The organism is Flavobacterium sp. B183 (assembly GCF_023539155.1).
Lineage (GTDB): Bacteria > Bacteroidota > Bacteroidia > Flavobacteriales > Flavobacteriaceae > Flavobacterium > Flavobacterium tructae.
The window spans coordinates 3,753,868-3,767,298 of record NZ_CP097434.1 but is presented as its reverse complement, the minus strand read 5'-3'; the positions used below and the strand labels follow the sequence as shown (position 1 = coordinate 3,767,298).

At 37.6% G+C, this 13,431-nt stretch carries 8 protein-coding genes; 3 read left to right on the top strand and 5 right to left on the bottom strand.

Annotated elements, in window-relative coordinates:
• Window positions 1-2 precede the first annotated feature (2 nt).
• The 4 genes from M4I44_RS15955 to M4I44_RS15940 form a co-directional block, all read right to left on the bottom strand.
• Window positions 3-788: an HmuY family protein gene (locus tag M4I44_RS15955; RefSeq protein ID WP_249965338.1), complete on the bottom strand. Its 786-nt coding sequence runs from the start codon at window positions 786-788 to the stop codon at window positions 3-5.
• A gap of 9 nt (window positions 789-797) precedes the next feature.
• Window positions 798-1,514 carry an HmuY family protein gene (locus tag M4I44_RS15950; protein WP_249965337.1) on the bottom strand — a complete coding sequence of 239 codons (717 nt, stop codon included), beginning with the start codon at window positions 1,512-1,514 and terminating at the stop codon, window positions 798-800.
• Between the two features lie 31 nt (window positions 1,515-1,545).
• Window positions 1,546-3,930, bottom strand: a complete 2,385-nt coding sequence (locus M4I44_RS15945) for a TonB-dependent receptor (protein ID WP_249965336.1) — start codon at window positions 3,928-3,930, stop codon at window positions 1,546-1,548.
• A 485-nt stretch (window positions 3,931-4,415) separates the two neighbouring features.
• Window positions 4,416-5,342, bottom strand: a complete 927-nt coding sequence (locus M4I44_RS15940; protein ID WP_249965335.1) for a phytanoyl-CoA dioxygenase family protein — start codon at window positions 5,340-5,342, stop codon at window positions 4,416-4,418.
• 396 nt (window positions 5,343-5,738) lie between these two features.
• On the opposite strand from M4I44_RS15940, the gene M4I44_RS15935 reads away from it, so the two are divergent.
• The 3 genes from M4I44_RS15935 to M4I44_RS15925 all read left to right on the top strand — a co-directional run bounded on the left by M4I44_RS15935 (window position 5,739) and on the right by M4I44_RS15925 (window position 11,464).
• Complete coding sequence (locus M4I44_RS15935; RefSeq protein WP_249965334.1) at window positions 5,739-6,794, top strand: hypothetical protein; 1,056 nt, start codon at window positions 5,739-5,741, stop codon at window positions 6,792-6,794.
• 3 nt (window positions 6,795-6,797) lie between these two features.
• Window positions 6,798-8,078 (top strand): amidohydrolase family protein, encoded by a 1,281-nt coding sequence (locus tag M4I44_RS15930; protein WP_249965333.1) that lies wholly within the window; start codon window positions 6,798-6,800, stop codon window positions 8,076-8,078.
• Between the two features lie 479 nt (window positions 8,079-8,557).
• Window positions 8,558-11,464 carry a S8 family serine peptidase gene (locus M4I44_RS15925; RefSeq protein ID WP_249965332.1) on the top strand — a complete coding sequence of 969 codons (2,907 nt, stop codon included), beginning with the start codon at window positions 8,558-8,560 and terminating at the stop codon, window positions 11,462-11,464.
• Between the two features lie 841 nt (window positions 11,465-12,305).
• Here M4I44_RS15925 and M4I44_RS15920 read toward each other — a convergent pair.
• Window positions 12,306-13,337 (bottom strand): hypothetical protein, encoded by a 1,032-nt coding sequence (locus tag M4I44_RS15920; RefSeq protein WP_249965331.1) that lies wholly within the window; start codon window positions 13,335-13,337, stop codon window positions 12,306-12,308.
• Window positions 13,338-13,431: the final 94 nt, after the last annotated feature.

The following is a 13,431-nucleotide window of genomic DNA, read 5'->3' as shown; positions in this document are numbered from 1 at the left end:
GGTTATCGGATTTCAAATTTGGTACTTCCCGCCGGTACCATTACATATTCAAAAGTGTAATACATGTGCGGAGTGTCTTTAAACCAATCCTTAGGGCTGTATACATCTTTATAAACAGATATCATTTTGATTTTTGCGTAATTACCGTTAGCGGTTTTCAGGATAATCGTTCTGGCTGGAATTACAGTACCGTTTGCGATTTTAAGTGATTCCCCAAGTGCATAGGCCACGTGCGCTTTCTGCGGATTCTTTCCATCCGATACCACTTCACCTCCAAAATCATACAAGTACCATCCTGTTCCGTTTCCAAATGAGCCCGCGTCATCAGTACCAATAAGGTCAATTCCGGTTCTAAACTGACTGTCTGCAGGAATATCGATAACTTCATTAAAAGGTTTGGCTACAATCGTGATTCCACCTATACCTCCCGCAAGAGAGCCGTTGTTTTGTGAGTTGCTGCCATTGTTTCCGGATAAAAAGCTCGCGTAAAGTCCGCCAAAAGCCAGATCCCATTTTCGGGTTTTTTTATAAGATCCCTCTACAGCTTTGTTTTCTTCAAGGCTGTAGTAAAGTGTTGCTGAAGGAGCAGTAGGATTTGCATCAGAAGTACTCCCTTGATAGTTTTTTACCTGTATTACTTTATAGAATAGACCTGTTGAAGGAATTTCGGTTTTTGGATCGGCTGCCTTATTTTCGTCTGCTGAGCAAGCGGTAAACAAAACGGTTAGAAGAAAAATGACCAATAGGGTTCTGGGCATTTTTTGGGTTAGGGTTTTGATTTTTGTCATGTTATTCAATTAATTGGTATTTAAATTTTTACTCCCGTCCTGCTGTACAAAGTATTTGAAAGTAAAATAGGGAGCAGGCCAGTTTAAATCAGTTACAGCAGGGGGATTGCCTTTGTAAGCATTTATGAGTTGAAGTTTTGCATATTTTCCATTAGGTAGACGCAGCACATAAGTACGATCCGGAATAGCCTGCATGATATGACTGCTTAAGCTGTAATAAAACCAACCTGCAGAGCTTTCAGAGGAAGACCATCCAATTTTAGTAACTTCACTGTTGTTAAAATCAGTATCTGAAGGCGCCTGATTGACATTTTTATAAGCTTCTTTCAATAACAGCACCGCCGTATTTTTTGCCGGACCACCATAACCGGGATTGTATTGGTATTTTGTATTGTTTATAAAAACTTCACTATTGTAAGGCCCTGTAAAAGCAATGTCCCAGTCGTTTGTTTTCATGAATTGTAAAGAATCTGCTTTTGTATGCAGCCAGATTTGTTTCTGATCGCTAAAGCGAAAAAGAAAAGTATGAAACCCTCTTTTTTCCTTGCCCTTTGTGTCACTGCTCATAGCAGCTCCGGTATCTCCGGCAAGATCTGAAACTATGGTGCTTTTACCATCCGTCAGAGTGGCTGTAGGATTTTCGTCAGTACTGCTGCAGGAAATAAAATTCATACCTATAATAAGTAGTACTAAAGGCCATTTTTTGAATATATGATTTGTTATCATGATGAAATATTTAAGGTAAATTATAGATTTATTAATCTTTAAAAAAACGATAGCTTATGCCGGCAAGTACTATTCTTCCGGGCTGTCCGGGCATTAGCGGATCGGTGTAGTTGAAAATATTATCAGTTGTAAATCGAATACTGAGATGGTCTTTTAACAGTTGTTTTTCTATACTGGCATTAGTAAGCCAATAATCCTTCACAAAAATGTCGTATTGGTCAATGAATTGATTACCGTTTCGATCCCCGAAAGGATACTTGCCTCTAAAATTAACCCTGATATTTGCATTAAGTTTCCACGGATTGTAGCGATAGAAAATAGAGGTATTGGCCATGTGGCGGGAACGATTTTCGATACCCCAGTAATCAGACGGACGTGGTTTATACGAATTCCCGGTTGCAGGATCATGTATGTTTTGGCTATAAGGCCATTTACCTGCACTGATACTGTCTTTGATACTGAGATCTTTAGCAATTAAATATTGATAACCGGCGCTTATTTCCAGATTTTTTATCGGACTGAGTTTTAAAGCAATTTCAAATCCTTTGTTAACAGCTTTAGGGAGGTTTTGATACGTATAAATAATTTGATTATTGGTTCCTGTAGCAACCTGAATGCTATTAATTTGATTGGTTATTTTATGATAAAAAAGATTTCCTTCTATTTTAAACTTTTTGGAAGGTTCCAAAACTAACCCTGCATTGTACGAAGTACTTTTTTCGGCCTGAAGATTTCCTGCAGTTTGATTGAGCACATATTGCCTGATTTCGCTGATTTGACCATCCTCTTTTAACTGCTGTAGTGTAGGAGCGAGAACCGCATTACCAATAACCAGATAATTTCCGTTAGGATTAAAGAAAACGAGGTAATTGGTTTTAAAATCAGGAGCTTTAAATCCAGTTCCAATACCTGTTTTAAAAGTCAGTTTAGGCGTAATGAAGTATTGTAATCCAAAACTGGGATTGAGTCTTCCTCCAAAATTATTAGTATGATCGTAACGGAGTCCGCCCACAGCTTTTACTTTCTCAACAGGAGACCATTCGCCCTGAACATAAGAGAAAAAAGTCTGTAGAGAATTGACACCATTCAGCGATTTATCGTTCATATTTTCCAGACTTCCGCCAATCCCGCCAACAAGCTGGTATGAATTGTTATTGCTGTAGGAGAATTGTTGTTCTACGCGGTGAAGCGTCTGTTTAAAAACATCCTCACTAACAGCATTATTGCTTTGCTGCCAGGCCACACTCATATCGGCAGTATAATGAGTGAGGTAGTATCGCGTAATGCCTCTTAAGTTACTATTGAAACGGTGATCGAACGAAAGTGAAAGGTTAAGATCCTGCTCGTCCTGATGATCTCCGGAAATGTGTCCAAGACCAAAATCCTTTTGCATAAAAGAACGTCGCAGACCGTAACGACCGCTTAAATTTAAATAACTCTCAGCACCGATTTGATAGCGTGATCTTCCCTGTAAGCTATAATTGTCGTAGGGTGGAGAAGTGGTGCCTTTAATGTATTTTGAATTGGTATTAAAACCGTCGGTTCGATAATAATTTGCCGCTATATTGGCGGTTCCTTTATTTTGTGCGAATGGAGTTTCACCTTCTACAGTGGCATCAAGAATGTTCAATGAACCATAACTTACAGAAGTCTGTAGCTGCGGATCAACTACGCCGTGTCGGGTAATAATATTAATGGTACCGCCCAACGCTTCACTGCCGTAAAGACTGGAAGATGCTCCTTTTATGATCTCAATACGTTCTATGTTAGACACACTGATTCTCGAAAGATCGAAATTACCATTGTTGCGTCCAACCATAGGCTGACCGTCAATAAGGACCATGATGTATTCGCTGCCAAAGCCCTGCATTTGAACACCTACAGATCTTGCTCCACCACTAATATTGTTGACAATTGCGATTCCGGTTTGCTCTTTTAAAACCTCATCAAGTCTTCGGCTGCCCATTAGTTCTATGGTTTTACGATCAATTATGGTTACGGGCATCGCACTATACTGAGCATTGACAAGACTTTCGGGATTACTCTTTTTGGAACGGCCTTTTACGCTTACTTCATTCAGATCAATACCAGGCTCCATAGTAATGTGCAGTGGCTTCATAGCGGAGCCATTCAAAACAATCTGTCGGATGTAATCTTTAAATCCCATAGTGGTGATTCTGATGTTGTAGGTTCCATTGGATACACCGCTAAATGAAAAGTACCCCGTACGATCTGATACTACTGACTTGCCTGAAGACTCCAGTGTTACGAGAACCTTTGGAAGCGGATTTCCGGCATGATAGACAAAACCGCTAAAATCGGAACTGTTTTGAGCCTGAACAAAACTTATATACAAAACAAGCAAACAAGTTAGTATTGTTTTTTGGACAGAGGCGTTGGTATTTTTGTTTTTCATTCTTTGTGTTATCCATTGTCTAAAGGAATAAGAGGATTATTATATCACTATTTTTATTTAGACTGTGTAAAAATAATAATTAATAATATAGTAATAGTATTTTTTTTACAGAATGGATAGAAATTAAGTAGGTAAAAGATTATCAATGTGAATTTAAACTTCAGCTAAAAGGTTTTAGCTAATTGTTTATTAGTCTTTTAGATATTTAACGAATAAGTAAGTTAAGTTCTGTATTTAAGAAAAATTTAACAAAATAAAAGAGGTGAAAAAGCATAAAATACGGTGACTTCTTCGGGTGATTTAAGTGCCCGTTAGTACAAAATCGTCTTAAAACAATAGAAAATAGCTTTTGAAAATTTTAAATACTATCTGTTTTGGATTTTGAATGGTGTGACAGCTGAGCTGTTCTGTTGACAATAGAGTTAAAAAAAAATCTCATTTCGAAATGAAATGAGATTAGCGAGGCTGCCATTAGGAGAAAACGTCTATATCCATTCTCCTGCAATATTGTGATCGTTTGGTAAATAGGTAAGATACTGCACCATGCGTGGGTTCTGACCTTTATTAGGTGTGGCACAATGAGGCAATGCACTGTTCCAGATGATAAAATCACCTGCTTTTCCGAGCACGGGCTCCGACTTCAATGTTTTGATAGCTTCTTCTCTGGGATTGACATTCGGATCAAGGTTGTTTAACCAATCGTCTATTTTGTTATGAAATCCGGGAACACAATGAAAAGCACCATCTTCTGGTCCGCAGTCGGTGAGGTAGAGTAGTCCCTGTATTTCAAACTGAATGGGCTGTCTTAAACTCATGTCCCAGTGAAGCGGACTTCCCAAGAAGGTAAAATCTCTGGTTTCCGGAGGGTTGAAACTTACTTTATCGATAGTTTTATAAATCTGGTCAGTGTTGTAAAGCTGTTCGTAAGCTTTTCTAATTTTCATTGAAAAACGGTTTCGGTTTAAAGTTTCATGATCTGAAAAATTAAGCATTAAGCCTTTTTGATCTTCGTGTCTTTCGTACCAGGTTTCTTCTTTAAAAGGATCCATTTGCAGAAAATCCCAGATGGCACGTTGTGTATCTTCACAATCTTTCTCCGAAATAGCATTTTTTAGAACCACATAACCGTTTTCATTCCAGAATTCCAGATCTTCCTGTGAGAGAACATCAGTGGTAATACCTTCAGATTCATAATTGATATTTCGTTTTCTGTTACTGATCCATATTTTAAAAGTATCAAAATCAGGTTTTTCAAAATACAAATACTGTAAAGTGTCTTCCATACCAATACCCAATTGGAACAAAGCCTTAATTTCTGCATTCCAGGTTTCGTCATCAGTCTGAACGGTTGAACCGTCCGGCTGTAAAGTGCGTTTCCATAACTTTTCAAGAACAGTTAGTGAGTCTGTCATTTCGGTAGGTTTTATCATTTATAAATCAATACTTTCAAAAGTAAGGTATTTAGAGCGGTCTGCTAAAAGTAAAAATACGTGTTTTTATCTTTAGTTTATGGTTTGTATCTTACATCTCACATTTTTATAGTCACGCTCCGTTAAAGAACAAAATAAAGATATCGGATTTTAAATTATGACATCAGACATACTAAAACAGGTGTATTTACTTATTAATAATTGTGCTTTTTTGCTTATACTTGTTGGGAGTTTACGGGCTAATAAATGGAATGTAAGCGGCTAAGTTTTTTAGCTATTTTCATAGTTAAGAGCTGAATTTTTACTTTCCAAGGTCATCCAATAAGGAGTATGCTAAAAATCCTTTAAAGAGTAAGCAAAACTTAAAATTCAGAGATAATGGACATCAGTTTTTTTTCCTCCACTATTGTTCAGGTCGCTATTTCACTGATCATAAGCTGGGCGTTATTTGCCTTATTGTGCAGTATGATTCTTGAACTAACGGTACAAATAAAAAGTGAAAGAGGTCGGTTTTTCAGAAGTAAAATTATTGAAAAGCTATTTGATTTTTCCAATCAGATCAATTGGGGATTGTTAATGTACAACAACAGCAATATCAGATTATTGACGAAATCGGAAAAAGCGCCGCCAACCGAAATTACTTCCAAAACTCTCGCAGAAGTGCTGGTGGATACGGTTGCAAATGCTCAGGCGGCCAAAGTACTGTTACAGGACGATGAGGTAAATCATGAGAAGAAGTACAGCAATGACCTGTTGAATAATTTTGAATTTGCGATTACTTATTTAGGACAAAGTGATTTGATTCTGATGTTGAAAAATGCCATGAACAAAGCCAAAATTAGAGCTTCCGGTTCGGTAAATGGGACGGTAGAAAAGGTCCTTTATGAAGAATTGATTAAAGAAGTCACCATTTGGTTTGATCAGTTTAGTGACCGAACCAGTGTATGGTATAAAAAACTCTCCAGAAAACGCTTGTTTATTATCGGGCTTCTGGTGAGCTGTATCATTAATATTGACAGTATCGTTTTGTTCAAGTATTATGATACTAATCCAACGGCAAGAACCGCCATGATTGATTATTATACGAAGAACAAGATGCAATTAGAAGTACTCAGCGCAAAATATGGTACGCCGGGACAAGCTACAGCAACTGATACTGCAGCCCTAAATTCAACCAAAAAAGATATTAAGGGTTTATCCAAACAAATAGATAGTTTAAAAACCAACTTAGATTTGCCTATTGGGTGGAAAAAAGCGCAATGTGCCGATGTGAAAAGCAGTTCAGAAAAAGATTGTTTCACCTTCTCTTGTATTCTGCTTAAAATACTGGGGATCATTATCTCGGCCTTTGCGGCAAGTTTAGGAGCTCCGTTTTGGTTTGATATTTTGAAGAAAGCAACTTCTACAGCACAAACAGTAATTAAAGAAGTATAGATTATGGAAAATAATTACAAAAATGCTCATACGCATATATTCACCATGAATAATGCGCCAAAAAACTTCCTGGAATTGTATATGCCTCCATTTTTGGCAAAAGGAGTTGATAATTTTACGAACACCGACCTTGGTGCCTGGCTGATCAGACAGTTGGCAAGCAGTAATAAAGGGATGGCCAAAAGATATGCTACCTTCCTTCAAATTGGTAAAAGTAAATACCAGACTGATATTTTTGAAGATTTAATGTCCCGATACCCTAACGAAACATTTCAGTTTATTACGCTATGTCAAAACTTAGAATATTTAGGTGTTGGCAGATCTGTTAGCGGTTTCGAGGGACAAATAGAGGAAGTGATTGATATCAAAAGAAAATACCCCACGAATATTTTGCCTTTTTTCGGACTTGATCCAAGATGGAAAAGCAGTGGAGCCGAAATTCAGAAAACGGTCGAGCGTTATTTCGAAACTAAAATCGAAGTGGGCGGAACGTATGTATATCCGTTTCAGGGACTAAAAATGTATCCAAGTACCGGACATTATGCTTTTGACGCAAAACTTAGGAAGACCATGGAATGGGCTGCCGACAATGGTGTTCCAATAATGACACACACTTATTATTTGGGTGGAATTTATAATTATGATAAAGATTATATTAAACGTAATCTAAATCCCATTGACCCGTATACTGGAAATATACATGGAGCACCGAATACAGTACCGAAATTTATTGAGGAGAAAGGAGGTTTGTTCGGAAATCTCTTTAATGGAAACGACCGAAAAAGCTGTAGAAGTAGCTGCTCTTATTTTCTTGAGCCACATTCGTATGAGTCTATGTTGAATACCATTAAAGACCTTAAAATATGTTTTGCACATTTTGGTGGAGTGAAGCAAATACAAGTAACACAAGGAAAAAATAAAGAGAGCAATCAAATCAATCCATACGGGGTGTTAAGAAAGAACTGGTTTTGTCAGATACAAAACCTGATGGCTCAGCATCCGAATGTTTATACAGATATATCATATGATGTAGCAGAATGTCTTTTAAAAGAAAACAATGCGCTTTATGAAGTGTTTTTTGATGAGGCCAATAAATCTTATGGCAATCAAATTTTGTTTGGTACCGATTATTTTATGACGGAGAAAGACAGTTTGGAACAAGTTGCGGTGCAGGGATTTAGAAATTATGCATCGAATGCCAAGCTTCAAAATGGGAACTCACTATGGGATCAAATGGCAAGGAATAATATCAATAATTATTTGAAGAGCAAGTATTATCCTTAATGGTTTTAATCAATCGTACTGTTTAGTTAATAAAGTGAGATTAAATTTTTTAACCTCCAGAATCAATTGATTCTGGAGGTTTTTTTTGAGGTAATAAAGGCTGAAAGGGCAAGAGTGAAGAGACGATCTGAAATCAACCCTTAAGAACTGTAATTCTTATAATTGTATTTTGGTTCAGAAGATTTTGTACTGTAAAAGCTCTTTCTTGTTAATTATCTTTAAATCAGGTATTTATACTCTTTTCTGCTTCGCTTAGTTTAGCGAGTTTTGTTGTGTTTGAAATAAAATCCTACAAACTATAGTAAGTTTGTAGGTAAATGGCACTTTCATAGATACGCTTACTACAATGTTAAATCTTACAATATTCTACCAATTATTTAACCTTTAAACCATTCAAATTATGGAAACCAGAAGCCCCCCTTTTTAGTTGTAAAGATTTTTGAGATATAAAGAATGATTCACCCCTTAAATCAAATTATATGAAAAATTTATACAAAATTATGTTGCTGTGTGTCTGTGGAGCCACTTACGCACAAACCCAGAATGATATTGCAAAAATTAGGTCCGGAAGTAACGTGTCTGAACTACAGTCTTTGAGTCAGAGATACCAAACCGAGGCGGACCAGAAGAAACAAAGAATCAGTAATCTTGCAAAAACTAATGGCTGGCGTACTTCATTTAGTAATAAAAATGGAACGACAAGCGAATTAGTAGATGTAAGTGCCGACGGCAAAACGCCTATCTATTTTGCTACTGAAAATGTAAATGCCGCAAAATCCACTCGGGCAAATTACTTGAATTCTGGTGGTGGTTTAGGACTGAATCTTAACGGACAAAATATGACGGCTTATGTTTGGGATGGGGGTGCTACACTTCCTACTCACAATGAGTTTGGCGGAAGAGTGTCAATTAACGATGGGGTTACTACTATTGTTGCCGGAAGTAACAACAGCCAGCACGCCAATCACGTAACAGGTACTATTGTTGCGGCAGGTACTGTAGCAGCATCCAAAGGAATGGCCTTTCAGGGAAATGCCAGAACGAACGAATGGACTAACGATTTGTCTGAAGCCACTACAGCGGCGGCAAACGGAATGTTAATCTCCAATCATTCTTACGGATGGGCTACAAGAAACTCTGCTGGAACAGTTCTGATCGCTCCGTGGCAGTTTGGTGCTTATCAAACTACTGCCAGAGACTGGGACAATCTGATGTTTAATGCTCCTTACTACCTGCAGGTGAAATCAGCCGGAAATGACGGTGGTGATAACACCGCAAATACAAGTCCGTTAGGTGGTTTTACCGCTTATGATAAACTTACAGGATTTTCGACCTCTAAAAACAATCTGGTGATTGCTAATGCTAATGACGCTGTGATAAGTTCAACAGGAGCTTTAACAAGTGTTACCATTAGCGGATCCAGCAGTCAAGGACCTACAGACGATTTGAGAATCAAACCGGATCTTGCCGGAAACGGAGCCTCTGTTTATTCGACAGCCACACTTACAAATCCGGTAACACCATTAACCAATAGCAGTTATGGTAATGCCAGCGGAACTTCAATGGCAGCTCCAAATGTAACCGGAACACTACTTTTGCTACAACAACATTATAAAAATCTGACCGGAAACTTTATGCGTGCTGCTACTCTAAAAGGATTGGCGCTACATACCGCTGACGATGCAGGAGCTGTTGGTCCTGATGCTATTTTTGGATGGGGTTTGCTAAACGCAAAATTTGCTGCGGAAACCATTACAAAAAACGGAACAGCATCAATTGTTCAGGAAAGTACACTGGCGAATGGTGGTACTTATACATTGTCGGTAACTTCAGACGGAGTTAATCCGTTAATTGCTTCTATTTCATGGACAGATCCAGCCGGTGTTGCTTATTCAGGAAGTACACCAAATATTGGTACAGCAAAATTGATAAACGATTTAGACATTCGTGTGACTAATGGAGCAGGAACGAATTTTCCATACCGATTGCTTACAGCAACAACAAACGGATTGGGTGACAATACCAGAGACCCTTTTGAGCGCATCAGAATTGTTGGTGCAGCGGGAACGTATACCATAACCGTCACCCATAAAGGAAGTTTGGTCAATGGAAGTCAGAATTTTTCAACAGTGGTAACCGGAATTACCGTACCGGATCTTTACATCAAAGACAGACCGTTTGATGTGGGATTACAACCAAATCCGGATTCAGGGCCTATGTGGATCAGTGATGATATTTGGGTAAGACAAACTATTGATGGAGGAACTGCACATGAAAATCCTGAGTTTAAATTAAGCTCTCCAAACGGAGTGTATGTTAAGGTGTACAACAAAGGAACGATTCCTAGTGCATCCGGAAAAGTGAAACTGTATTTTGCAAAAGCTTCTTCAGGATTAACATGGCCTACCAACTTTGTTAATTTTTATGTAGGGACTGTATTGCATGGTGACTATATCGGTGATGCAGTTATCCCGGCAATTGCTGCAGGTGGAAATGCTACAGTAGTGATTCCTTGGTATCCGCCAAATCCTGCTGATTTCACTTACGATGTACACCATTTTTGTTTAGCGGCAAGAATAGAATCATCCGAAGATCCGATGTTTAATGAACAAACTAATGTGGGTATAGGTGTAAACACCAAAAACAACAACAATATAGCCTGGAAAAATTTAAGTGTTTACAACCTGAACACGACAGATTTTGTTCCTCCAACTGCAGTATTCATCAGAGGAATCAGATCTAAAAATATCAACGTGAGATTTATAGACAGAGGATTTAACGAACAGTTGAAGAATAATTTCTTTGATTTGGGCGGTACAGTCGAAGCTACACTGGATCCAAAACTATTTGAAAGAGCGCAGGCCAATGGAAGTCTGAAAGGCGTACAGATTTTAGATAAAAATAAAATCCTTATTACTTCCAGAGAAGCATCTATAGCAAATCTGCCTATTGATATCGATGAAACTTTCGGAATCACATTTGATTTCAAAGTGGCAAAAGATTTCCCTGTTGAAGAGCAAATTACCTTAGACCTTGTTCAGGAAGATGCTAAAAGCGGAGAACTTGAAGGAGGAGAGCGTTTTGCATTGGTAAAAGCTAAACCGAATACTAAAGCCGGAGCCACGTCACTTGTTGAAGCTCCTGAATCTCGTATGGTTGCTATCTATCCGAATCCGACAAACGGTATATTTAAAATAGCCGTAAATAGTGAGGAGCAGGGAACATTAAAAATAACAAGCATTTTCAATACGGTTGTTTTTGAAGAGAAAACAAATAAACAAAAAGAATTTAGTGTAAACATCTCCAAACAAGTTCCGGGAATTTACATCGTTCAGTTTATCTCTGAAAAAGGAAAAGTAGTTACCAGAAAAATAATTAAAAACTAATATTTTCCGCTTGAAACACTTATTGCTTTAATGAGTGTATGAAATTGAAGGAAGTCGTCTCAAGGTAAAACTTGAGGCGATTTCTTTTTTTATAAAAGAAAAGCTTTGCAGACTTTGGCTTTTAAACGCAAAGTACGCTAAGTTTTTTTTATGTGTAGGTTTTATATAAAAAATATAAAGTCCGCAAAGCTTTGTCTAAGTATAGCTTTGCGAACTTTGCCTTTCTAAGCGTAATACAGCTAAAATTCTTAGCGTGCTTCGCGTTAAAATTTTCAACTTCAAATGGAGTGAAGTACTTTTACATTTAACGCAAAGTGCGCTAAGTTTTTTTATGCACAAGGTTTTATGTGAAAAGCATAAAGTTCGCAAAGCTTTGTCCAGATATAACTTTGCGAACTTTGTTTTTCTAAGTGTATGCAGCTAAAATTCTTAGCGTGCTTTGCGTTAAAATTTTTAGCCTCAAATGGAGTGAAATACTTTGACATTTAACGCAAAGTACGCTAAGTTTTTCAAGCACAAGGTTTTATGTGAAAAGCATAAAGTTCGCAAAGTTTTGTCCAGATATAGCTTTGCGAACTTTGTTTTTCTAAGTGTATGCAGCTAAAATTCTTAGCGTGCTTTGCGTTAAAATTTTTAGCCTCAGATAGAATGAAGTACTTTGATATTTAACGCAAAGTGCGCTAAGTTTTTTTATGCGCAAGGTTTTATGTGAAAAACATAAAGTCAGCAAAGCTTTGTCCAGATATAGCTTTGCGAACTTTGCCTTTCTAAGTGTATGCAGCTAAAATTCTTAGCGTGCTTTGCGTTAAAATTTCCAACTTAGATGATTAGTGCTCTATTTTCAAGGATGAACTTTTGCAACATACGAAGACACTGTTACGGTACCCGAATCATCTTTGACCGTATAAACACCTAAAATACTATTTTGATAAGCAGTATTAGCACTTGTACTGTCAGCATTCGGAAAATCAATATCTATCCAGTTGGCTTCTCCAAATGAGCCATCTGAATTTCGGTTTACAGCAACAAAGGAAGCTCCCATATCTTTTCCGTTAACACTAATCCAGTCAGACGGCATATGATAGCCATTGTCTTTGGATGCAGTGATTCCTTCAAAATATGTAACTACAGACAAAATCGTCTCATTCTTGTAACTAAATGATTTTAAGTTACTTGTTTTTCTCGTTTTGGAATTATAATCGACCAGAAAAGCCTGGCTTATTTCCCCTAATTTAGCACTCGAATAACCGCCTGCCATAGTATAATGATCACCGCCATTGTGCCAGATACCGTACAAAGTAGTCGTTAAGGAATCGGGAACTTTAAAATCAATGTATTCTTTAGTGACAATATCATATAGGAATGCATATCCATTCTTGTCGTTCTCTACATCATAATTTCCAACAGCGATTCCGCCCATTATACTATGAACAAATACATTATTGGTATTACCGTCATTTGGCGACACCTGAATCCAGGTTCCTGAACCATCTACCGGACCTTCGTAATAAAAGCCAAGATTTCCGCTTGGAGCTTTACCCGAAGAGGTAGATATTTTATAAGAGCCTACTATTTGTACTTTGCCATGATGTCCGTTATTAGGACCGTAACAAGAGGTATTGATAACCGTTGCTGTTGGTGTACTTGGAAAATTTACAATGTTCCATTTGCCCTGATTACCGCTTCCATTAAGTGGTCCTTCATAAATTAAGCCCTGAACAATATCATTAAGGCCTATTAAACTACCTGAAATGTATACATTTTCAGATCCTGTTACGCCTCTTACGCCTTGTATACTGGTTTCTCCGCCATTAGGATAATTGAAATCCGTATACTTTGCCGTATTGACTTCCAGATTTATATTTTCTGACATAATTTTTCTTTTTTGATTGTTGTTTTAACCCGTTGGGAAAAATTAAATTTTGTTCAATTCCACCCAACGGGTTATTGTTTTATACTTTTTTGGA